Genomic DNA, 22142 nt, shown 5'->3' with positions numbered 1-22142 from the left:
GGCACCGCGCTGTCGCTGGTGAGCAGGAAGCGCGTGCCCATACCGATGCCAGCGGCGCCGTACGACAGTGCGGCGGCCAGGCCGCGGCCGTCGAAGAATCCTCCGGCGGCGACTACTGGGATATCAACTGCGTCGAGCACAGATGGCAGCAGCAGGGTGGTGGCGGTCGGACCGGTGTGGCCGCCGCCTTCGCCGCCTTGCATCATCACCAGGTCGGCGCCCCACGAGGCGACCTTTTCGGCGTGCCGGGCGGCGCCGACGGTGGGCATCACGACCAGGCCGTGGTCCTTGAGGCGGGCGATCAGGTCCTTTTTGGGCGCCAGCGCGAAAGATGCCACCTTGACGCCGTGCTGTATCAGCAGTTCGGCGCGTTCGGCGGCGTCGCCCGCGTCGGCGCGGAGGTTCACGCCGAAGGGCTGGTCCGTGCGCTGCTTGACTTCCTTGATGGCGTGGTCGAGTGCGTCGTAGGTCATCGTCGCGGAGGCGAGGATGCCCAGCGCGCCGGCGTTGGCGGTCGCGGAGACCAGGCGCGGGCCGGCTACCCAGCCCATGCCGGTTTGCACGATCGGGTGGGCGACGCCGGTCAGTTCGGTGAGCGGGGTGCGGAGAGGCACGGGTCTCCTCGAGGGGTCAGTCGTTCGTCGGGCGGCCGGTCGCGACGAAGGCGTCGCGGTGTTCGTCGGCGGCTCCGATGAGGTTGAGTTCGAAGGTGTAGCCCTGTTCGTAACGGTAGCTGCGGTTGACGTCGACCGGGTCGATGCCGTTGAGCGCGGCTTTGGCGGCCCGGATGACGCGCGGGTCCTTCGCGGCGACCTCGGCGGCGAGCGCGAGCGCGGCGTCGTGCAGGTCGGCGGCGGGCACGGTTTCCAGCACCGAGCCGTGCTGCACCAGGTCTTTCGCCGCGATGGTGCGGCTGGTGAAGTACAGCGTGCGCATGAGGTGCTGGGGGACCAAGCGGGCGAGGTGGGTCGCCGCGCCGAGTGCGCCGCGGTCCACCTCGGGGACGCCGAAGTACGCGTCGTCGGCGGCGATGATCGTGTCGCAGTTGCCGACCAGCCCGACGCCGCCGCCGAGGCAGAAGCCGTTCACCGCGGCGATCACCGGCACGGCGCATTCGTAGATCGCCTTGAAAGCCAGGTAACAGCCGCGGTTCGCGCCGACGAGGGCGTCGAAACCGGTGGTGCGCTGCATTTCCTTGATGTCGACGCCGGCGTTGAAGCCGCGGCCCTCGGCGCGGAGCAGGACGACGTGCACCGCCGGGTCCTCGCCCGCCTCCCGGACCGTTTCGGCGAGGCGGAACCATCCGGCGACCGGCAGGGCGTTCACCGGCGGGTAGTCCATGGTGACCACGAGGGTGCCGTTGTCGTGGAGCTGCGTGGAAATCGTCACGTGCGTTCCTAACCTAGCGATTGCTTGGTAGCCTAACACTTGCTTGGTTTACGGGGAACCGCCTCGCCGACGGGTCGACGAACGGAGATGAAGTGAGCGGGATCTTGGAAGGCCGGGTCGCGATCGTGACCGGGGCCGGCCGCGGACTCGGCCGCGAGCACGCGCTGGAACTCGCCCGCCAGGGCGCGCGCGTCGTGGTCAACGACCTCGGCACGTCGGGCGCCGGGGAAGGAGCGTCCGACGGTCCGGCCGGCGAAGTGGTCGAAGCGATCCGCGCGCTGGGCGGCGAAGCGGTGGCGAACGGCGCCGACGTCGCGAACTTCGCGGCGACGGAAGCGTTGGTGCGGCAGGCGGTCGACGAGTTCGGCGGCCTGGACATCGTCGTGAACAACGCCGGATTCGTGCGCGACCGGATGATCGTGACGACCAGCGAGCAGGAGTGGGACGCGGTCGTCGCGGTGCACCTCAAGGGGCATTTCGCGCTGATGCACCACGCCGCGGGCTACTGGCGCGCGGAGGCCAAAGCCGGGCGGACGCGGGCGGCGCGGATCATCAACACCACCTCCGGCGCGGGTCTGCAGGGCAGCGTCGGCCAGGGCAGCTACAGTGCCGCCAAGGCCGGGATCGCCGCGTTGACGCTGGTCGGAGCCGCGGAACTCGGCCGGTACGGCATCACGGTGAACGCGCTGGCCCCGGCCGCGCGGACCCGGATGACCGAAGGCCCGTTCGCGTCCCAGATGGCCGCACCGGACGAGGGGTTCGACGCGATGCACCCGGGCAACGTGTCGCCGATCGTCGCGTGGCTCGCCAGCGAGGACGCCGCGGACGTCACCGGCCGCGTGATCGAGGTTGAAGGCGGCCGGATCTGCGTGGAAAACGGCTGGAGCCACGGTCCGTCCCGCGAACTGGACCGGCGCTGGACCGCTGTCGAAGTCGGCCCGGCCGTACGCGAACTGCTGAAGGAAGCGCCCGCGCCCGAACCGGTTTACGGCGCACAGTGAACAGCCCGCTGGACTGGAAAGGCCGCGTCCTCGGCGAGCGAACCGTCGCCTACTCCGACCGCGACCCGATCCTCTACGCGCTCGCCATCGGCGCTCGGCCGGACGAACTCGACCTGGTCTTCGAGGACCGGCTTCGAGTGCTCCCGCCGTTCGCGCTGACGCTCGCCCAATGGGCCCCGGACGTCCTCGGCTCGGCCGGAGCGTTCGAGGTCGGCAACGCGGTGCACGGTTCGCAACGGCTGCGGGTGCGGAAGCCCTTGCCGCGTGCCGGGGAGATTTCCATGCAGGCCCGCGTCCCCGAGGTATGGGACAAAGGCAGCGCGGCGGTCTACGAGGTGGCCGTGGAATCGGACTACTTCGTCGCGACGTGGTCGTTGTTCTGTCCCGGTATAGGCGGCTTCGGCGGCGAACGCGGCCCTAGCCGTCCGCCCGCTTTGGACAGTCCGGAGTGGACTGCCGAACTGTCTACTGCGGACAATCAGGCGCTGCTCTACCGGCTGCTGGGGGACCGGCACCACATCCACGTCGACCCCGCGGCCGCCGCCGGAATCGGCCAGCCCCGTCCGATCCTGCACGGTTTGGCCACCCTCGGCGCGGGCGCGCTGGTCGTCGCGCGGCAGGTGGGCGCGCACCCCGCGGATTTGACGTCGCTGGAAGGCCGATTCGCCGCTCCGGTCTTCCCCGGCGAACAATTGCGGGTGGAGGGGTGGCCTGACGGCGGCCTGCGGATCACGTCGGAACGCGGCCCGGTGGTCGACGGCGGACGGGTCCACTTCGGATAACGATCCTGGTCCTCGGGGGAACCGGCACGCGGGCGGTGCGTTCGGCGGGATGTCCGATGACCACGACGGGAGGCGACCGATGACCGATCGGGACGACATCATCGCGCGGCTGACCGCGCCGGGCGCGCCATTCGAGATCCGGACGGAACCGGTCGCGGGCCGTCCGGCGAAGGTGTTCGCCCGGCGGCATCGGTGCCTGACCGAGTTGCTCGAGGCCTCGCGCGGGTTCGGCGACCGCGAGTACCTGGTCACTGTGGACAGCCGGCTCACCTTCGCCCGGCACTACGACCGGGTCGCGGCACTCGCCTCGGTGCTGCGGAACGAATACGGGGTCGGACGCGGGGACCGGGTCGCGTTGTGCGCGGCCAACTGTCCGGAGTGGATAGTCGGATTCTGGGCGGCGGTGTCGCTCGGCGCGATCGCGGTCGGGATGAACTCGATGTGGGCCGCGCCCGAGGTCGCGCACGGCCTCGACCTCACCACGCCGAAAGTCGTGCTGACCGACGCGGCCCGGACCCCGCTGGTCGCGGCTCCGGTGCTGGAGTTCGGCAGCCCCGAATACCGGGAACTCCTCGACCGGCACGAAGGCGCCCCGCTGCGGCCGGAGCCGGTCGACGAGGACGACCCGGCCGTCATCCTCTTCACGAGCGGCACTTCCGGACGTCCGAAGGGCGCGACGCATTCGCACCGCAACGTGCTCGCCGCGGTCTGGTTCCACCTGTTCAACGACGCGGTGGCGGCGGAATCCGGCCGTCCGGCGCGGGACCGCCGGTTCCTGCTGGCCACGCCGTTGTTCCACATCGCCGCCCTGCACAACCTCGCCGTCGTGCGGCTCGCGGTGGGCGATGCCGCCGTGCTGTACCAAGGGAAATTCGACATCCACCGGGTGCTGGACCTCGTGCAGGCCGAGCGGGTCACCAACTGGGGCGCGGTCCCGACGATGCTGTCCCGCCTGGTCGAAGCCGACCTCTCCGGATACGACCTCAGCGCGCTCAAGACGGTCTCGGTCAGCAGCGCGCCGTCGACCGCCGAGCTGAAAGACCGGCTGCGGGAAGCGTTGCCGGGCGCGGCCGCCTCGCTGAGCACGAATTACGGCCTGACCGAGTCGTCCACCGCGGCCACCCTCGCGACCCCCGCCGAACTCGTCGCCGACCCGGACACCGCGGGCCGTCCCGTGCCGAACATGGAAGTGCGGATCCGCGACGCCGACGGCCGCCCGGTCCCCGACGGCACCGACGGCGAGATCCACCTGCGCGGCCCGCAGGTGATGCTCGGCTACTTCAACGACCCGGCCGCGACGGCAGCCGCGTTCACCGGCGACGGCTGGTTCCGGACCGGCGACCTCGGACACCTGCGCGACGGTGCGTTGTTCGTGCTGAGCAGGCGCAGCGATCTGATCCTGCGCGGGGCGGAGAACATTTATCCGGCGGAGGTGGAGGAACAGCTCGCCGGACACCCCGGGGTCGCGGAGTGCATCGTGGCCGGACTGCCGGATCCGGACTACGGTCAGCTCGTCGCGGCGAAGGTAGTGCTCCGTGCGGAGTCCGATGTGGACGTTGAGGAACTGCGCGGATACCTCAGTGCTCGGCTCGCTCGGTACAAGGTGCCGACGGCGTGGTTTCTGACCAGGGAGGCGTTGCCGCGGAACGCGACGGGGAAGGTTGTGCGGCGGTTGGTGCGGTGGGAGTAGCGCCGGGAAGTTCGGCACGACCCCCGCGGACCTGCTGATTGGCGGCGGTGATTCCCGCTGAGAATGTCGCATTCGATCCGCTTGGCTTCAACGAATTCCTTGCCGCGAAACCGGATCTCGGTACGAAATGGCGATCTGCGGTGGTCCGGATGGCACGCGCCGAACCGGACCAGTCCGTACCGGCTGCTCACCGAGGAGGACCGGCGGAGACTGCTGATCACCGAGGCGGCAACCCCCGGGAAATCCCCGCGAACACCTCGCGCAACGTCGCCGGGACGTTCTTCTCCAAGCTCTCGTCCAGAAACCGGTTCAGCACCGTCATCATCGCCGCGATCGCGACGTCGGACACCAGTTGCGGGTACAGCTCGCCGACCCGCGTGCCGGTGCGTTCGGCGATCGCCTTCACCAGTTCGCCGGTGTCCACGCGGGCCAGCGCGGTGCGCATCTCCGGCGTCGCGCTCCACGCCTGCACCGCGCTGATCTGCTCGGACGCCGGCTGCCCGTACGGCACTCCGTCGGCGCGCAGCGGTTCGATGAGCGCTTCGGCGAGCGCGGTCCACAGCGGTTCGTCGGCCGGGCGCTTGCGCAGCAGTTCCGCGCTGAGCCGGATCCGGTGCTCCTGCCGGTAGGCGACCGCGTCGTATTTCGTGGCGAAGTAGTTGCTGAACGTCCGGAGCGACACCCCGGCGCGCTCGGCGATGTCCTCGCGGACGACGTTGTCTGGACCTCTCTCATACATCAGCGCCACTGCGGCGTCGCTCAGCGCTTTGCGCGTGTCGAGCTTCTTGCGTTCCCGCAAGCCGAGCGGTCGTTGGTCAGCCATGCCGACCACGGTATCCAATTGTCCGCCGCATTCGCCCGGCCTATCGGTTTTGTTATGGACGAGCGCCGCGCAGGAACTGCGTGACGGCGGTGTCCACGAGCCCGTCGAGCAATTCCGGCGGAACCAGGTTCCCGTTGCCGAGCGTCGCGATTCCTTGCAGCGTCGCGAACAGCACGACGCCGATCTGCTGCGGCGGGCCGTCCTGCAGCGCGCCCTGCTGCTGGCCTTCGACGATCAGGTCGTTCATCAGCGAGAACGGCGCTTCGGCGGCCTGCACGATCCGCGACGCGCCGGGGCGGTGCTTGCTCGTGTACATCAGTTCCAGCAGCGCCGAGTTCTCGGTGGCGAAGCGGGTGTACGCGGTGGCTGCGGCGCGTACGCGGCCCGGGAAGTCGTTGGCGGTCTTCAGGGCCGTTCGCAACGCGCTGTCCAGGCGGGCGAAACCGGCTTCGGCGAGGGCGTCGAGCAACGCCTGCCGATCGGGGAAGTGGCGGCGCGGCGCGGCGTGACTGACGCCGATCTCCCGGGCCAGGTCGCGCAACGACAGGCGGTCGGCCCCGTGCGCGCGCAGACCGCGTTCAGCCGCGTCGAGCAAGGCGGTGCGGAGGCTGCCGTGGTGGTAGGGGCGGTCTTCGGGCTGGTCGGGCACCCGACGAGTCTAGCAGTATGTTTCCGTTGACAACATTGTTGCCGGTGCCTACTTTGGGGACATGGACCTTCTTCCGGAAAACCAGACCGGCCGCACGGCCGTGATCACCGGCGCGAACAGCGGATTGGGCAGGGCGACAGCGGCGGCACTGGCGGCCAAGGGCGCGCGGGTGGTGCTCGCGGTGCGGAATCCGCACAGCGGCCGCGAGGTCGCCGACCAGCTGCCCGGCGACGTCGAAGTCCGGCGGCTCGACCTCGCCGACCTGGCGTCGGTCCGCGCGTTCGCCGCGGAGTTCACCGAGCCGATCGACCTGCTGATCAACAACGCCGGCATCATGATCCCGCCGCTGTCGCGCACCGCGGACGGCTTCGAATCCCAGTTCGGGACCAATCATCTCGGCCATTTCGCGCTCACGAACCTGCTGCTGCGGCAGATCCGCGGCCGGGTGGTGACCGTTTCGTCGAACGGGCACCGGGTCGGCTCGATCGATTTCGCCGACCTGAACTGGGAACGCAGGCCGTACCGGGCGACGGCGGCCTACGGGCAGTCGAAACTCGCGAACCTGCTGTTCACCGCCGAACTCCAGCGGCGGCTGACCGAAGCCGGTTCGCCGGTGCTCGCGACCGCCGCGCATCCGGGCGTGGCGGCGACGAACCTGCTGAAAGTCGAGACGCCGGTGCTCTCTTCCCTCGCGAAATTCGGCACTCGCTTGATCGCGCAAACCCCCGAGCAGGGCGCCCGGCCGACCCTTTACGCCGCTTTGGCCGACATTCCCGGGAACAGCTACGCGGGTCCGCGCAGCTTCCTGCAGAACCGCGGCGCGCCGAAACTCGTTGGCCGGTCAGCGAAAGCACGCGACATGGAGACTGCCCGTCGCTTGTGGACAGTCTCCGAAGAGCTGACCGGCGTGCGTTTCCCGCTGACGGTATCGGCCTGACGACTCAGCGCGCGCCGGTTTCGGCGAGGAACGCGGTCAGTTCCTTGGCCAGCAATTCCGGCTGATCCTCGGGAATCAGCGTGCCGCTGTCCGGGATCTCCACGAGACGGCCGTCCGGAAACAGGTCGGCGAGCCGTCGTCCGTGCTCGGCGGGCATCATCCGGTCCTTGCCCGCCCACACCACCAGGACCGGCCGCTCGAACGCCCGCAGCCGCTCCGTCCATTCGAGCAGCACGCGCCGCGGCGGGCTCCCGGTGGCGAATTTGACCATGTCCCGGCGGATTTCCTTGTCCCGCAACGCCGGGGAGAACCAGCCTTCGAGAACGTCGTCCGGGATCCGGCTTTCGCACATCCCGCCGTACGCGGCTTTGGCGTGCCGGTAAAACGAGGTCCGGGTGGCCTGGGCGTGCAGCCACGGCCCGCCGGGCAGCCGGAGCAGTTTCACGGCCGCCCGCGCGGGCTTGGGCGGGAAGTTGTCGAAGGCCTCGCACGCGACGAGCGCGAGCCGCCCGACCCGAGCGACGTGTTCGGCCGGGGCCAGTCCGTCGGCGACGAGGAATTGGCCGCCGCCCCAGTCGTTGAGCACGATTGTCGCGTCGTGGAGGTCGAGTGCGGCGAGGAATTCGCCGAGCAGCCGCGCGACGCCGAACTGGGTCAGGTCCGCGTCCGGCCGCATCGGGGCGAGGTGCGCGCCGAGCGGCAGCGTGGGCAGCAGGCAGCGATAGCCGTCCAGCAGCGGGACGACCTTGCGCCATTGCGTGCCGGACATCGGGAACCCGTGGCCGAATACCAGGGCCGGGCCGGAGCCGCCGGTGTCGGTGTAGTCGATCGGCCCGGCGGACAGTTCCACGCGCGGCATCGGACCTCCCTCGGGTTCGCGACTAGAGCGATCACTCTAGTCGCGAGAGTAGGCCGGTCCGGGCCGGGCGGTCAAGCCGCCTCACGTGCCGATGAAGACCACGCGATTCCCGTCCGGGTCGGCGAGCGGCAGGATGCGCGCGCCGCCGCCCGGCTGCGGTCCGTCGTGGGCGACGCCGGCCTTGGTCGCGTGCGCGGCGGCCGCGTCGAGATCCGTCTCCTCCAAGACGACCGTCGACCGTCCGGCCCGCTCGGGTTCGGACCACACCTGCAGGCCGAAGGTGTCGCCGAGATGCCATTCCAGCAGGCCGGGCATCGGCCGGGCGTCCGGATCGCGGTCGAACAACGCGGCGTACCACTTCTCGGCCCGCGCGAGGTCGGAGACGGTGCACTGGGCGAGTACTCGGCGGATCATGGCTTCCCCTTCGAAGCGGTTGTGATTTGCAAGCACTTCCAGGAGACCACAAGTGCTAGCGAAGTGCAAGCACTCGCGCGGACCGGCGGCCGCTATCCGCAGCCTTGAACGAATAGGGCGAATTGCGCCCGATTCGCATGCTGGTTCGCCGCCAGCGTTCATCTTGTGTTTCTCCCGCGGTTTTCCTTCGTCTTTGTGCGCGGCCTGGAATACGCCGGTCGCCGCGTCGGCGGCGGAGACGAGGAGGACATCCGTGTCGAGAATTCGTTGGCGTGCCGCGGCGGCGCTGGCCGCTGCCGCTGCGGTGGCGGCAGCCGTGCCCGCGCTGGCCGCGCCGGTGCGCACCGAGCACGTGCTGCTGCTTTCGGTCGACGGGCTTCACCAGTCGGACCTGGAGTGGTACACGCGCACTCATCCCGGGTCGGCGCTGGCCGCGCTCGTCGCGCACGGCACCGAGTACACGCACGCGAACACGCCGGTGCCGTCGGATTCGTTCCCCGGCATGGTCGGCCAGGTGACCGGCGGAAACCCGGCGACCACCGGGATCTATTACGACGCCACCTACAACCGGGCTTTGCTGCCGTCGGGCACCACGTCGTGCGCGGGCGCGAAGCCGGGGTCCACAGTGGACTACACCGAGGATCTCGACCGGAACCAGAACAGCATCGACGCCGGACAGGGCCTGCCGAACCTGCCCGACGGCGTGCTCGCGATGACCGGCGACCCGCGTTCGCTGATCGACCCCGCCGCGCTTCCGGTCGACCCGAAGACGTGCGAACCCGTTTACCCGCACCAATACCTGCGGGTGAACACCGTGTTCGAGGTCGCCCGGCAGGCCGGATTGCGCACCGCGTGGTCGGACAAGCATCCGGCGTACGAAATGCTCAGCGGTCCGTCCGGGACGGGGATCGAGGATCTCTTCACGCCGGAGATCAACAGCAAAGCACCGAATTCCGCCGACTGGACCAAGGACAACGCCGCGACCCAGCGTTACGACGGTTACAAGGCCCAGGCCGTTCTGAACGAAATCGACGGATTCGACCACAGTGGACGCACCCGTGCCGGTACGCCCGGAGTGTTCGGAATGAACTTCCAGTCCGTTTCCACGGCGCAGAAACTGCCGGTTTCCGGCGGCCAGCCCGGCGGTTACCAGGCGGACGGGACGCCCGGCCCGGTGCTGCGGTCCGCTTTGGACTCCGTGGACCGGCAGGTCGGCGCATTCGTCGCTGAACTGCGGAAACAGCACCTGGACGGCTCGACGGCCGTGGTCCTGTCCGCGAAACACGGCCAGTCGCCGATCGATCCGGCCGCGCTGACCCGGATCGACGACGCTCCGCTGCTCGCCGGGCTGAACTCGGCCTGGCGCGCCGCGCACCCGGGCGCGCCCGACCTGGTCGCCCAGTCCACCGACGACGACGCGATGCTGCTGTGGTTCACCGACCGCTCGCCGGAGGCCGCCGCGTTCGCCCGGCAGTACCTGCTGGCCCAGTCCGGCACCGGAAACGGCAGCACCGGCGCGCCGAAGCCGTTCACGCACGCGGGCTTGAGCGAGGCCTACGCCGGAGCCGACGCCGCCCGGTACTTCCACACCGCTCAGGGCGATCCGCGGGTGCCGGACCTGGTCGGCATCGCGCAGCACGGCGTCGTGTACACCGGCGGCCACTCGAAGATCGCCGAACACGGCGGCGCGGCGGCCGACGACCGCGCGGTCCCGCTGGTGGTCAGCGGCGGGCACGGCGTGCGGATCCCGGCGGCGGTCGAGACGACGCAGATCGCGCCGACGATCCTGCGCCTGCTGGATCTGGACCCGCGTGCGCTGGACGCGGTGCGCGCGGAGGGCACGCGCCCGCTGCCGGGCCTGGGCCGCGACTAGCCCGCTGGCCTCGGCCCGGCTCCCGGGAGGGCCGGGCCGAGGCCGGCAGGCATCGGTGCCGCTCAGAGGAGGCCCGGCAAGCGGCTTCAGCCGCGCACCGGCAGCGGATCCTCGCGGCCGCTGCGCGGATCTTCGCCGAGTTGGGCTAAGCGGCGGGCACGACGAATCGGATCACAGGGCGGGCGCGGGTGTCGATCGGGTCGTTGCGCTGACGGCGCGCGCCGCGAACTCGTGGACGTGGCGTCCAGAATTACCTCGACGATCCGCAACTGCTGCGCGTACAGCTCGTCTACGTGCGTGACCTGCTCGAACGGTGTCCGGAAGCGCGCGTGTCCAATGTGGACCTGGCGGCGCGGATCGTGGTGCACCCGGTGGAGCCGCTCGATCTTCCCGTGTTCGAGGGCGAGCTGACCCGGTACGCGACCGCGGGCTCCGAGCGGAGCAGCGGGTTGCGCCACACCCGGTCGGCTGAGCCGGGAGGACCGCGCCCCGGCGGCTGCGCTGCCGCTTGGACGGCGAAGTCGGCCCGGTCGACGCATTGCGGACCTGGATGTCCCGAGCGGCATCGGTTGTCAAGTGGCGGACATCACTGCGGACGTCGTGATCGATCCGGTGATCGATCCGGTGGCCAGGCCCGCTGCCGCGCCCGGGGTGGCGGAGGCCGGGACCGGGCGCGGCGGTTCAACCGGGTAGTCGGCGGTTTCCCGGGGTGCCGCCGCGGTCCGGGAAACCGCGCGCGGGACCCGGCCGCAGGGACAGTCGGGGGCTATGACCGTGCTCTCGTTGCACTCGCCGCTGAAAAAGGGCCTCCGGTTGGCTGCCGGAGGCCGGGCGGCATGGGAGTATCCAGCGCATCTGTACCTGAAGCGGGCGAAGTCGGACCAGGTGGCGACCCAAAACGCCGTCAGGCCCGGCCGGCGGATCTTCCGCGAACGAGCGGGAAGGAGACGGCATGCTGATCGGGGTGCTCAAGGAGGCCCGGCCGGGGGAGACGCGCGTCGCGGCGACTCCGGAAACGGTAGGCAAGCTGCGCGGGCTGGGTTACGACGTCACGGTGGAGCCAGGTGCCGGTCTGGCGTCGGGCTTCTTTGACGAGGCGTATGTCGAGGCGGGCGCGTCGGTCGGGTCGGTCGCCGAGGCGGACATTGTGTTCGGGGTGAACGCGCCGTCGTCGTCGCAGCTGGATGCGGTGAAGTCCGGGGCGACGGTGGTGAGCCTGTTGGCTCCGGCGTTGAAGCCGGAGTTGGTGGAGGATCTGGCGAAGCGGCCGATCACCGCGTTGGCGATGGACGCGGTGCCGCGGATCAGCCGGGCGCAGTCGCTGGACGTGCTGTCGTCGATGGCGAACATCGCGGGCTACCGCGCGGTGGTCGAGGCGGCGCACACGTTCGGGCGGTTCTTCACCGGCCAGGTGACCGCGGCAGGGAAGGTCAACCCGGCGAAGGTCCTGGTCGTGGGCGCGGGTGTGGCGGGGTTGGCGGCGATCGGCGCGGCGGGATCCCTGGGCGCGATCGTGCGGGCGACGGACCCGCGACCGGAGGTGGCGGATCAGGTGAAGAGCCTGGGCGGGGAGTATCTGTCCATCGAGGACCCGAACGCCGAGGTCTCCGCCACCGGCTACGCGAAGGAAATGGGCGACGACTACAAGGCCCGCGAGAAGGAACTCTATGCGGCCCAGTGCCGCGAGGTCGACATTATTGTGACGACGGCGTTGATTCCGGGGCGTCCGGCGCCGCGGATCATCACCGGCGAGATGGTGGCGTCGATGAAGCCGGGTTCGGTGATCGTGGACATGGCCGCGGCGAACGGCGGCAACGTCGAGGGCTCGGTCGCCGGGGAAAGCGTCGTCACCGGCAACGGCGTGACGATCCTCGGCTACACGGATCTGGCCGGTCGGCTTCCGGCGCAGGCGTCGCAGCTCTACGGCACCAACCTGGTGAACCTGATGAAGCTGATGACGCCGGAGAAGGACGGCCGGCTGGTCGTGGACTTCGACGACGTGGTGGTCCGCTCGATCACCGTGGTGCGCAACGGCGAATTGACGTGGCCGCCCCCGCCGGTGCAGGTCTCCGCGGTGCCGCAGAAACCCGCGGCGCCGGTGAAGGAGGAGGAACCGGCGAAGGAACCGATGTCCTCGGGCCGCAGGCTCGGGATCGTGTTGGGGATCGCGGCGGTGTTCCTGTTGCTGGCGGCGTTGGCTCCGGCGGCGTTGTTGCCGCATTTGACGGTGTTCGCGTTGGCGATCGTGATCGGGTATTACGTGATCGGGCATGTGCATCATGCGCTGCACACGCCGTTGATGTCGGTGACGAACGCGATTTCCGGGATCATCGTCGTGGGCGCTCTGCTGAATCTGGTCAGCGGCAACACGGTGGTGGTGGTGCTGGCGGCGGTGGCGACGTTGCTGGCGACGATCAACATTTTCGGCGGGTTCGCGGTGACCCGCCGGATGCTCGCGATGTTCTCCCGCAGCTGACCCCGGAAGGCCTTCTTTTCTGATGACTGTGCACACTGCGAGCCAGGCCGCCTACATCGTGGCCGGGCTGTTGTTCATTCTCGCCCTCGCCGGATTGTCCCGGCACGAAACCGCGCGGGTCGGGAACTATTTCGGCATCGCCGGGATGGTCGTCGCGCTGATCGCGACCATCGCCCAAGCGGTCACCGGGGACATCACCGGGACCTCGATCGCGTTGATGGTCGTCGCGATGGTGATCGGCGCCGGGATCGGGCTGCGGCGGGCGGCGGTGGTCGAGATGACCGGCATGCCCGAGCTGATCGCCCTGCTCCACTCGTTCGTCGGTCTCGCCGCCGTCCTGGTGGGCTGGAACGGGTATCTCCAGGTGGAATGCGACCCGACCGGAACCGAAGCGCGCCACTTGGAAGCGTTGGGGACGTTGGGGATTCACCACGCCGAGGTGTTCATCGGGGTGTTCATCGGGGCGGTGACGTTCACCGGGTCGATCGTGGCGAACCTGAAACTGTCGGCGAAGATGAAGTCCGCACCGCTGATGCTGCCCGGCAAGAACATCCTCAACCTCGGCGCCCTCGTCCTGTTCGTCGCGTTCACCGCCTGGTTCGTGATCAGCCCGGCGCTGTGGCTGCTGCTCGTCGTCACGGTCCTCGCTTTGGCGTTGGGGTGGCATCTGGTGGCCTCGATCGGCGGCGGGGACATGCCGGTGGTCGTGTCGATGCTCAACAGCTATTCCGGGTGGGCCGCGGCGGCGTCGGGGTTCCTGCTGGAGAACGACCTGCTGATCATCACCGGCGCCCTCGTCGGGTCCTCCGGTGCGTATCTGTCCTACATCATGTGCAAGGCGATGAACCGGTCGTTCATCTCCGTCATCGCGGGCGGTTTCGGCATCGAAGCCGGGCCCAGTGGCGACAAGGATTACGGGGAGCACCGGGAAATCACCGCCGAGGGCGCTGCGGAACTGCTCACCGGAGCCTCCAAAGTGATCATCACCCCGGGCTACGGAATGGCCGTCGCGCAAGCCCAGTACGGGGTCGCGGAGCTGACCCGGAAACTGCGCGACAAGGGCATCGAGGTCCGGTTCGGCATCCATCCCGTCGCCGGACGACTGCCCGGCCACATGAACGTCCTCCTCGCCGAGGCCAAGGTCCCGTACGACATCGTGCTGGAACTGGACGAGATCAACGACGACTTCGCCGACACCGACGTCGTCCTCGTCATCGGCGCGAACGACACCGTCAACCCCGCCGCTGCCGAGGACCCCGGCAGTCCGATCGCGGGCATGCCGGTGCTGACCGTCTGGGAAGCCGAGAACGTGATCGTGTTCAAACGCTCCATGGCCTCCGGCTATGCGGGCGTGCAGAACCCGCTGTTCTTCCGAGAGAACTCGGCGATGCTCTTCGGCGACGCCAAGGACCGCGTCAACGACATCCTCTCCGCGCTGTGAATCAGGAGAAACGCATGAAAGCCGTACACATCAAGGATCTCGAAGGCCCGTCGACCGTGTCCGTGGTCGAGGCGGAGTCGCCCGCCCGGACGGCCGATCAGGTGCTGATCGACGTGCACGCGGCCGGGGTGGCGTTCCCGGATCTGCTGCAGACGCGCGGGCTGTACCAGGTGAAACCGGAGCTGCCGTTCATCCCGGGCGCGGAGGTCGCCGGGGTCGTGGCGGAGGCTCCGGAGGGCGCGGCGGTCAAGGCGGGGGACCGGGTCGCGGCGCTGCCGTTCCTGGGCGGGTTCGCCGAGCGGGTCGCGTGCGCGGCGGACGCGGTGTTCCCGATCCCGGACGGCCTCGGCTTCGACCAGGCGGCGGCGATTCCGTTCAACTACCTGACCGCGCATTTCGCGCTGTGCCGCCGCGGCCGGATGGCGGCCGGGGAGACGGTGCTGGTGCACGGCGCGGCCGGCGGGGTCGGGACGGCGGTGATCCAGGTCGCGAAGGCGTTCGGGGCGGGCAAGGTGCTCGGGGTGGTGTCGACGCCGGAGAAGGGCGAGGCGGCGGTCGCGGCCGGGGCGGACGAGTACGTGCTGGCGGACGGGTTCAAGGACGCGGTGAAGGCGTCGACCGGAGGCCGCGGCGTCGACGTGATCGCGGACGTCGTCGGCGGCGACCGGTTCACCGATTCGCTGCGCTGCCTGGCCGCGGACGGCCGGATGCTGGTCATCGGGTTCACCGGCGGGTCGATCCCGGAGGTGAAGGTGAACCGGTTGCTGCTGAACAACTTGGACGTCGTGGGCGTCGGGTGGGGCGCGTACGCGCTGCCGCGGCCGGGGTACCTGCAGGGGCAGTGGGCGGAACTGCTGCCGAAGCTGGCCGAGGGCGCGATCGTGCCGCCGCTGGGCGGGAGTTACGCGCTGGCGGAGGTGCGGGACGCGTTGGAGGCCATCGAGAACCGGAAGGCGATGGGGAAGCTCATCCTGTCGGTGCGTCCATAGTGGACTGACGCGGCAGTCGAGTTCGAGAACGTCGAGTGACTTCCGGGACCGGAGGGAGATGCTCATCCTGCCGCGCGTCCATAGCGGACTGCTGTGGTGCGAGGTTCTGGGTGCCGATGGCGGCCAGCAGTTTCAGGTGGTCGCTGCCCGGCGGGGCGGTGAACCACAGGAGGCGCTGGCCGCCATCCTCGCTGAGCAGGTTCATGCAGTCGAGTTCCAGGACGCCGAGCGTCGGGTGCAGGAGCCGTTTGCGGTCGGTGCGCCGGACGGCGACCTCTCGTTGTTCCCAGAGCTGCGCGAATTCCTCGCTCCTCGCGAGCAGCGTCGCCAGAAGCTCGTCGGCCAGGGCGTCGCGGCCGCGTTTGGCGAGTGCGGCGCGCAGGTCGGCGACGAAGACTCGCGACTGGTGCCCGTGTTCGTCGGGGTGGTACCGCTCGCGCGCGGCGGGGTCGGTGAACCACTGATACACAAAGCTGGCCTGGACGCCTTCGCCGGGTGTCGCGGGGCCGAGCAGCGCCTCGGCGAGCCGGTTCTGCACGAGCGGGACGCTGAGGTCGGTCATCACCTGCGCGGGCGTCGCGGACAGCTGTTCGAGGAGGTTGAGCAGTGCTGGCTGGACGTGCGCGTGGCCGCTCGACGCGGGCGGCAGCGGGCGGCCCGCCAGGTGGTAGAGGTGGTCGCGTTCGTCGCTGCTCAGCCGCAGCGCGCGGGCCAGCGCGGCGAGCATCTGCTCGGACGGCTGGGCGCCGCGGCCCTGCTCCAGCTGCACGTAGTAGTCCACCGAGGCGCGCGCCAGGGTGGCGATCTCGTCGCGGCGCAGCCCGGCCACCCGGCGGCGCGGCCCGGCGGTCAGGCCGACGTCCGCCGGGTTGATCCGGTCTCGCCGCGATTTGAGGTAGCCGCCTAGTTCGCGCAGGTCCATGCCGCCACTATGCCTTCGCGCGACCGGGCGCAGCCAGGCGACGCCAGCACCACTCAGGCGACGCTGAGCAGGACTTTGCCCCGCGCGTGGCCTTCGGCGAGGTAGGCGAGCGCCTGGGCGCCGTCGGCCAGCGGGCAGGTGCGGTCGACGAGCACTTCGAGGTCCAGGTCCGCGACCTTGGCCAGCCGGGCCGCGTCGGAGGCGTGGAACACGAACTCGGCCTCTTCGGCCGGGGCGGGAGTGGTCACGAGCCGCCCGCCCGGCTTGAGCACCTGCTGGGACCGGGTCGTGACTTCGCCGCCGACAGTGTCGAGCACGACGTCGATACCGCGGAGCTGGCTGTCGAAGGCGACCTGCCGGTAGTCGAGGACCTCGTCGGCACCGAGCTTCTCCGCGACGGCGACGCCCGATCCGGACGCGGTCGCGACGACCCGCGCACCGAGTCGCCGGGCGATCTGGACCGCGAAACTGCCGACGCCCCCGGCGGCTGCGTGCACGAGCACTGTCTGTCCAGAGTGGACATTCGCGACTTCGACCAGTGCCTGCCACGCGGTCGCGGCGGCGGTCGGGAGGCCCGCGGCGATTTCCAGGCTGCTCCGCGCCGGTGCGGGAGCCAGCTGCGCGGCGTCGATCACGAGCTGCTCGGCGAAGGCGCCGCCCGCGCTGGGATCGAGGCGGCCGATGACCGGGTCGCCGATCTGCCAGCCCGGGCCTGCCGTCGCGATCCTGCCGGAGAAGTCGGTGCCCAGGACGTAGGGGAGGGAGACGGGGAAGAAGTCGTTCATCGCGCCGGAGGCGATCTTCAGGTCGAGCGGGTTGAGCGCAGCGGCTGTGACGTCGACTACGACCTGGCCCGGTCCCGGGCTCGGCGCGGGGACGTCGGTGAGACCGGCTTCGGTGCCGAAGGAGGTGATCTGCAGTGCTTTCACGGGATTCGCTCCAGTCCGGCCGCCGGGGTGCGGCCCTGGTGCCAGAGTGCGGCGGCCGAGGTCGGGGAGCTAGGCGGCGGTTGTACTGGTGACGGCGGCACTACCGTCGAAGCAGCGCCGGTCCTTGACTCCGCGGTCTCCGGTGATCTCGGAGGGAACCGTGCCAGAGCCGGTGAACACCGACCTCGGAAGCTACCTGCGACCGATGCGCGAGCGCGTCCAACCCGCCGAAATCGGCCTGGTCACCTGCGGTTCCCGGCGCGACCTACTACACCCGGCTCGAGCAGTCGCAGACCGCGCACACGTCGCCGGAGGTCCTCTTCGCAATCGCCCGACCGCTGGACCTGAGCGCGGTCACCACTGGCGAACTGGACGCGATCGGGGTGGATGCGTTGATGCGTAGGGGGAAGCGCTAGGCGCTCTTCGTCAGGCGGATCGCCCTGCGGATGTGCTTCCCGAGCGTATTCGCGGGAGGTTCCGCGATCCGGTACCCGGCACGGCGGTACATCGTCAGGTTCCGCTCGCTGCCCGCCCCGGTGTAGAGCACCAGGCTGGTCGCCTCCGGAGGAGCCTGCTGCTCGGCATAGCTCAGCAGCCAGCGGCCGACGCCCCGTCCGGCGAGGTCCGGGGCCACCATCAACCGGCCGATCTCCCAGCGGTCCTCCTCAAGATGGGCGCGCACGGCCGCGACGAGACGGCCGCCGGTCCGGACGGTCCACCCGCGCGTGGTCTCGATCCAGCCGCGCACGGTATCCAGGTCCTCGTGCAGGGCGGGGACGTCGAAGGTGTCGTTGACGATCGCCTGCGGGACCCAGCAGCATCGTTGCAGCACAAGGAGTTCGGCGGCGTCGGAGGGCTGGGCTTCGGACAGCTGGGCATCGGCGAGCGGCAGGGCGGCGAGGTCGGTCACGTGTCTTGATCTTGCGCTCCACCAGAAGCCATGTCCAGCGAATATCCGAGCCGCCGCTGTGCGAGTTCGGCCAGCAGTGCCGCTCCGTCGGGGAGGACGGCGTCGTCGAACTCGGCGTCCGGCGCGTGGTTTCCCGGCGCGGTCGCGGGATCCCGGCCGGGCGGGCAAGCTCCGACGCTGGTCATCTCCCCGCAGCGGCACGGACGCGGTGATCCTGGCCGGCTCGAGCGTCGCCCTGACCGCCGGGCTGGGCCTGCGCCGCCGGCTGCACTCGACGGCGCTGGGCAAGGTCCTGCTCGCGTGGCGCCGCCGGGCGAGGACGACCTGCGCGCCGAACTGGACCGCGTCCGCGGACCGCGTCCGCGCTGAATGACGGGGAATCAGCGTTCGGCGTCCGGACGATCGGGGTGCCAGTGCTTCGCGCTTCCGGACACGTGCACGCGGCGCTCGCGCTTCGGTCCACTTCGGACACTCTGACCGACGACCGGTTGCCGTGGTTTCTCTCGCGCGCGCAGCGGTGCGCGGAGGCGTTGGCGGTGTTGTTGCTGGAGCCGGGGCAGCGGTATTAGCTGGGCGGCCACGGCGGCCCCGGTATCGCGCGCCGCAACGCTGGTGCCACCTCGGCTTGGAACAGTTCCAGAGCAGCGCGATGCTCCCGCGGCGTCCGGCCGTCGCGGTCGGCGGACAGGTGCGTCACGCGGTGGCCGAACTGCTCGTGATATCTCAACACCTTCTCGGTGACCTGAGCAGGACTGCCGATCAGCGCGGAGCTGCGTTCGACGAAATCCTCCAGCGTCGGGAAAACCGGTTCCTGGCCGAGTTCGCGCTGGAGCGCCAGGCGGGCTTCGAAGATCGGGCGGTACGCGTCGAGGGCGTCCTGCGAGCGGGTCGCCAGGTGGAATCCGGCCGTGCCCGCGCCGACCACGGCGTCGGCGGGGTCGCGGCCGTGGAAGGCCCAGCGCTGCCGGTAGTGCCGGATCAGCTCGGCGTACGGTTCGATCGGGTTGGTGACGTTCGCGGAGAACAGCGGATCCCCGTGTTTCGCGGCCAGTTCGACGGATTCGCGGCTGGTGGCGCTGCCGTGCCAGATCCGGATCGGCTGCTGCAGCGGTCGCGGCCACACCTCCGCGGCGGTGAGCGGCGGACGGAACCGGCCGGACCACGTGACCCGGTCCGCCTGCCACAGCTTGCGGAACAGCTCGTAGCCCTCGGCGTTGCGGTCCCACTGGTCCTCGGGGGCGACGTCGAACAGCTCGCGCTGGGCGGAGCCGTTGCCCTTGCCGATGATGAGCTCGAGGCGGCCGCCGGAGAGGTTGTCCAGCATCGAGTAGTCCTCGAACGCGCGCACCGGGTCGAGCAGGCTGAGCGTCGTGACCGCGGTGAACAGCCGGATCCGGCGCGTGCGGGCGGCGATGTGGCTGAGCACGACCGGCGGGGACGACGACAGGAACGGGCGCTCGTGCCGTTCCCCGACGCCGTAGCCGTCGAAGCCCAGCTCCTCGGCGAGCACGGCGTTGTCGACGACCTCCCGCAGCCGCGCGTCGGGGGCGGCGAGTTCGCCGGTGACCGGGTCGGGGGTGTGCGTGATGAGGGTGATGAGCAGGAACTTCACGGCCGCTCCAGGGTGGTGCCGGTGGGCGAGGGGCGCCGCGGTTCGGCGACGTGGCGCGGGGGCGCAGGGCGTCCGGCGACCGGCGGGCCGGGCGCGGTCAGTGGGAATTTCCCAGAATCCCCGGCAGCGCCGATGAACGCGCGACGCGCCCGGGCAGCGCGTCCAACCGCCCGCCCGGGCGAGACAAGCAGGAACTTCACGGCAACTCCAGATGCTCGCGCAGCGTCGACCCGGTGTACTCCGTGCGGTACACCCCGCGCTCCTGCAGCTCCGGGACCAGCCGGTCGACCACCTCGTCGATCGAGCCCGGCACCAGGTGCGGGCTGAGGTTGAACCCGTCCACCACCCGGTCGGCGACGTAGCGGGCCCATTCGTCGGCGACCTGCCCGGGCGTTCCGACGAACGAGTGGTGCCGCGGTTCCACTTCCAGCACCAGCTCGTGGATCGAGAGGTTCTTCGCCTCCGCGAGATCGCGCCACTGCCGGATGCGCTCGAGCTTGCCCGTGCGGTGCTCGATCGAGATCGTCCCGCGCGACGGGTCCAGTTCCCCTTCGACCGGTTCGATGTCCGGCAGCGGGCCGTGCGGGTCGTAGGCCGACAGGTCCTGGCCCCAATACTGTTCGAGGAACGCGATGGCCCGCTGCGGGTTGATCTGGCGCCGCCGGATGTCCTCCGCGCGTTCAGCGGCCTCGGCTGGCGTATCACCGAGGACGACTGACGCGCCAGGCAGGATGCGTACCGCGTCAGCGGGCCTGCCGTGGCGTGCCAACCGGGCTCGCAGGTCGGCTGCGTAGGCGGCGGCTTTGTCGTAGGCGGTGTTCGCGGAGAAGACCACGTCGGCGTGTCGCGCGGCCAGTTCCCGGCCGCCGGGGGAGTCGCCGGCCTGGAACAAAACCGGGCGGCGCGGCGGGACGGTCGGTTCGGCGCGCAGCCGCACCAGGTCGGTGTCCGTCTCGAACGGCCCGGCCCACAACGCTTTCGCGGCCTCGACGAATTGGGTCGCGCGTTCGTAGCGCCGCTCGTGGGCCAGCCAGCCGCCGTGCCGGAAGTTCTCTCCGGTCCACGCGTTGTCGGTGGTCACGATGTTCCACCCGGCCCGTCCGCCGGAAAGGCAGTCGAGCGAGGCCAGGCGGCGCGCCAGGTCGGCGGGGTAGTTGTAGGTGGTGTTCTGCGTGGCGACGAGCCCGATTTTCGTAGTGGCCCCGGCAAGTGCGCTGAGCTGCGTGATCGCGTCGGGGCGACCGGCGACGTCGAGCGCGTGCACGCGGCCGCGGTTTTCCCGGACCCGCAAGCCCTCGCCGAGGAAGAACGCGTCGAAGAGCCCGCGTTCCATCGTGCGCGCGACCGACACGTACGTCTCGATCTCGGTGTGCGCCGCGTTCGACGGGTCGTCCCACAGGAACTGCGGTCCGACGCCGGGGTAGAAGACCCCGAGGTGCAAGTGCGCGGTCATGCGATTCCCTTCGACGACACGGCGAATCGGTTCTGCGGACGCGGAAGCCCCAGCGTCGTGCGGAGCGTCGCGCCCGGTTCCGGCGGAGTGTGCCGGCCTCGTCGGCGCAGTTCCGGGAGTACTTCTCGGCTCAGCAACGGCAAGTCCGCCGCGCCGGGGTGCAGGCGCACGCCGTCGAGGTCGAGTTCCTCCAGGAACGGGATCAGACCGGCGGGCGAACCGGTGTAGCGGGTGCGGCCGTTCGCTGCTGGCGTGCCGGAGTCGAAGCGGACCTCCAGTTCGCCGAAGACCAGGCGAGCGTCGGCCGTGCGGGAGCGCCGGAGGTCGTCGGTGAGGACGATGTCCGGGCGGACGACCTCGGTGAACTCCTCCGCGGCCAGGACGACGAGGCTGCCCTGCGGCGGTCGCGGCGTGATCAGCGGGCCTTTCACGGAGAAGGTGTCCCCGACGAAGTCCACGTGGTGGACCTTGTCCGGATTCAGGTAGCGGCCAGTGGCGAGGTCTTTGATGACCGCGTCGTCCTCCCACGAGTCCCACAGCCGCCGGACCGTTTCGACGACGTCGGCCACCTCCTGGCGGAGATCGTCGGGCGCGGCGCGGCCGACTGTCGCGAGCGCTTCGGGAGTGGCCGCGGTGCCGACGATCCAGGCCGCGCGGCCGTGCGTCGCGTGGTCGAGGCTCGCCAGCTGGGCGGCCAGATGGAACGGTTCGGCGGTCAGCACGTGCGACGTCGGGGCGAGGCCGAGGCGGGACGTCCGGGTGGCGGAATAGGCGGCGCGGACCGTGGCGTCGACCCGGAATCCGCCGGCGGGCGGGACGGGCGCGTCGTCGAAGGTGGCGAACGTGTACCCGGCGCGCTCGGCGTCGGCGACGACGTCCGCCAGCGCGCGCGGACTGGTTTCCGGAGGTGCTCCGTCGCTGTCGAGTTCGACCGCGAGGTGCAAGGTTTTCGATGAACTCATGCGGGCCCTCGATTCGTTTGTGCCACAGGTA

Annotated in this window: 23 protein-coding genes; 10 read left to right on the top strand and 13 right to left on the bottom strand. The window is 70.3% G+C overall.

The features are described from left to right. Both SSMG_RS23650 and SSMG_RS23645 read right to left on the bottom strand, forming a co-directional pair. On the bottom strand, nt 1-614 hold a 614-nt coding region (locus SSMG_RS23650; RefSeq protein WP_037717821.1), incomplete at its 3' end, for a nitronate monooxygenase family protein. 16 nt (nt 615-630) lie between these two features. Next, complete coding sequence (locus tag SSMG_RS23645; protein ID WP_009080121.1) at nt 631-1389, bottom strand: enoyl-CoA hydratase family protein; 759 nt, start codon at nt 1387-1389, stop codon at nt 631-633. Between the two features lie 92 nt (nt 1390-1481). Here SSMG_RS23645 and SSMG_RS23640 point away from each other — a divergent pair, with 92 nt between their 5' ends. The 3 genes from SSMG_RS23640 to SSMG_RS23630 all read left to right on the top strand — a co-directional run bounded on the left by SSMG_RS23640 (nt 1482) and on the right by SSMG_RS23630 (nt 4862). Further along, complete coding sequence (locus SSMG_RS23640) at nt 1482-2390, top strand: SDR family oxidoreductase (protein ID WP_037714629.1); 909 nt, start codon at nt 1482-1484, stop codon at nt 2388-2390. Further along, nucleotides 2387-3172 (top strand): MaoC/PaaZ C-terminal domain-containing protein, encoded by a 786-nt coding sequence (locus SSMG_RS23635; protein WP_009080117.1) that lies wholly within the window; start codon nt 2387-2389, stop codon nt 3170-3172. The genes SSMG_RS23640 and SSMG_RS23635 overlap by 4 nt, the downstream gene beginning before the upstream one ends. Before the next feature lie 79 nt (nt 3173-3251). Continuing rightward, complete coding sequence (locus SSMG_RS23630; RefSeq protein WP_037714627.1) at nt 3252-4862, top strand: class I adenylate-forming enzyme family protein; 1611 nt, start codon at nt 3252-3254, stop codon at nt 4860-4862. A 217-nt stretch (nt 4863-5079) separates the two neighbouring features. Here SSMG_RS23630 and SSMG_RS23625 read toward each other — a convergent pair whose 3' ends face one another. Further along, on the bottom strand, nt 5080-5685 hold the full coding sequence (locus SSMG_RS23625; RefSeq protein WP_037717819.1) for a TetR/AcrR family transcriptional regulator: 606 nt from the start codon (nt 5683-5685) through the stop codon (nt 5080-5082). A gap of 52 nt (nt 5686-5737) precedes the next feature. Then, nucleotides 5738-6334 (bottom strand): TetR/AcrR family transcriptional regulator, encoded by a 597-nt coding sequence (locus tag SSMG_RS23620; protein WP_009080111.1) that lies wholly within the window; start codon nt 6332-6334, stop codon nt 5738-5740. 61 nt (nt 6335-6395) lie between these two features. On the opposite strand from SSMG_RS23620, the gene SSMG_RS23615 reads away from it, so the two are divergent. Continuing rightward, nucleotides 6396-7271, top strand: coding sequence for an oxidoreductase (locus SSMG_RS23615; RefSeq protein ID WP_009080109.1), 876 nt, complete (start codon nt 6396-6398; stop codon nt 7269-7271). A 4-nt stretch (nt 7272-7275) separates the two neighbouring features. On the opposite strand, the gene SSMG_RS23610 is transcribed toward SSMG_RS23615, so the two are convergent. Then, nucleotides 7276-8130, bottom strand: a complete 855-nt coding sequence (locus SSMG_RS23610; RefSeq protein WP_037714624.1) for an alpha/beta fold hydrolase — start codon at nt 8128-8130, stop codon at nt 7276-7278. An 81-nt stretch (nt 8131-8211) separates the two neighbouring features. Then, nucleotides 8212-8544 (bottom strand): VOC family protein, encoded by a 333-nt coding sequence (locus SSMG_RS23605; protein WP_009080106.1) that lies wholly within the window; start codon nt 8542-8544, stop codon nt 8212-8214. 253 nt (nt 8545-8797) lie between these two features. Here SSMG_RS23605 and SSMG_RS23600 point away from each other — a divergent pair, with 253 nt between their 5' ends. From SSMG_RS23600 to SSMG_RS23585, 4 genes are all read left to right on the top strand, one after another. After that, a complete protein-coding gene (locus tag SSMG_RS23600) occupies nt 8798-10417 on the top strand; it encodes an alkaline phosphatase family protein (protein ID WP_037714622.1) in 1620 nt (539 codons plus the stop codon). Between the two features lie 952 nt (nt 10418-11369). After that, the gene (locus SSMG_RS23595; protein WP_009080104.1) at nt 11370-12893 is read left to right on the top strand and encodes a Re/Si-specific NAD(P)(+) transhydrogenase subunit alpha; all 1524 of its coding nucleotides are present in this window, start codon (nt 11370-11372) and stop codon (nt 12891-12893) included. A 22-nt stretch (nt 12894-12915) separates the two neighbouring features. Next, the gene (gene pntB, locus SSMG_RS23590) at nt 12916-14334 is read left to right on the top strand and encodes a Re/Si-specific NAD(P)(+) transhydrogenase subunit beta (protein WP_009080103.1); all 1419 of its coding nucleotides are present in this window, start codon (nt 12916-12918) and stop codon (nt 14332-14334) included. Between the two features lie 14 nt (nt 14335-14348). Beyond that, the gene (locus SSMG_RS23585; protein WP_009080101.1) at nt 14349-15323 is read left to right on the top strand and encodes an NADPH:quinone oxidoreductase family protein; all 975 of its coding nucleotides are present in this window, start codon (nt 14349-14351) and stop codon (nt 15321-15323) included. On the opposite strand, the gene SSMG_RS23580 is transcribed toward SSMG_RS23585, so the two are convergent. The 4 genes from SSMG_RS23580 to SSMG_RS47130 form a co-directional block, all read right to left on the bottom strand. Next, nucleotides 15301-16245: a helix-turn-helix domain-containing protein gene (locus tag SSMG_RS23580; protein ID WP_009080100.1), complete on the bottom strand. Its 945-nt coding sequence runs from the start codon at nt 16243-16245 to the stop codon at nt 15301-15303. The genes SSMG_RS23585 and SSMG_RS23580 overlap by 23 nt on opposite strands. Before the next feature lie 53 nt (nt 16246-16298). Then, on the bottom strand, nt 16299-17174 hold the full coding sequence (locus SSMG_RS23575; protein ID WP_009080098.1) for an NADP-dependent oxidoreductase: 876 nt from the start codon (nt 17172-17174) through the stop codon (nt 16299-16301). 412 nt (nt 17175-17586) lie between these two features. Next, nucleotides 17587-18084 carry an N-acetyltransferase gene (locus SSMG_RS23570; RefSeq protein WP_009080096.1) on the bottom strand — a complete coding sequence of 166 codons (498 nt, stop codon included), beginning with the start codon at nt 18082-18084 and terminating at the stop codon, nt 17587-17589. Beyond that, the gene (locus SSMG_RS47130) at nt 18081-18269 is read right to left on the bottom strand and encodes a hypothetical protein (protein WP_050788261.1); all 189 of its coding nucleotides are present in this window, start codon (nt 18267-18269) and stop codon (nt 18081-18083) included. Before SSMG_RS47130 ends, SSMG_RS23570 begins: the two co-directional genes overlap by 4 nt. 23 nt (nt 18270-18292) lie before the next feature. Here SSMG_RS47130 and SSMG_RS47125 point away from each other — a divergent pair, with 23 nt between their 5' ends. Both SSMG_RS47125 and SSMG_RS47120 read left to right on the top strand, forming a co-directional pair. Next, entirely contained in the window at nt 18293-18457 is a 165-nt protein-coding gene (locus tag SSMG_RS47125; RefSeq protein WP_199841085.1) for an IclR family transcriptional regulator C-terminal domain-containing protein, read from the top strand. Nucleotides 18458-18491: 34 nt separating this feature from the next. Further along, nucleotides 18492-18653: a hypothetical protein gene (locus SSMG_RS47120; protein WP_234392735.1), complete on the top strand. Its 162-nt coding sequence runs from the start codon at nt 18492-18494 to the stop codon at nt 18651-18653. On the opposite strand, the gene SSMG_RS23560 is transcribed toward SSMG_RS47120, so the two are convergent. The 3 genes from SSMG_RS23560 to SSMG_RS23550 all read right to left on the bottom strand — a co-directional run bounded on the left by SSMG_RS23560 (nt 18650) and on the right by SSMG_RS23550 (nt 22111). Then, the gene (locus SSMG_RS23560) at nt 18650-19696 is read right to left on the bottom strand and encodes an LLM class flavin-dependent oxidoreductase (protein ID WP_009080093.1); all 1047 of its coding nucleotides are present in this window, start codon (nt 19694-19696) and stop codon (nt 18650-18652) included. The genes SSMG_RS47120 and SSMG_RS23560 overlap by 4 nt on opposite strands. 196 nt (nt 19697-19892) lie before the next feature. Continuing rightward, nucleotides 19893-21149 carry an LLM class flavin-dependent oxidoreductase gene (locus SSMG_RS23555; protein ID WP_009080092.1) on the bottom strand — a complete coding sequence of 419 codons (1257 nt, stop codon included), beginning with the start codon at nt 21147-21149 and terminating at the stop codon, nt 19893-19895. Further along, nucleotides 21146-22111 carry an LLM class flavin-dependent oxidoreductase gene (locus SSMG_RS23550; protein WP_037714617.1) on the bottom strand — a complete coding sequence of 322 codons (966 nt, stop codon included), beginning with the start codon at nt 22109-22111 and terminating at the stop codon, nt 21146-21148. Before SSMG_RS23550 ends, SSMG_RS23555 begins: the two co-directional genes overlap by 4 nt. Nucleotides 22112-22142: the final 31 nt, after the last annotated feature.

This window comes from Streptomyces sp. AA4, from assembly GCF_000158875.1.
Taxonomy (GTDB): Bacteria; Actinomycetota; Actinomycetes; order Mycobacteriales; family Pseudonocardiaceae; genus Amycolatopsis.
Note: the sequence above shows the minus strand (reverse complement) of the source record. Positions and strands in the feature narration are given on the sequence as shown.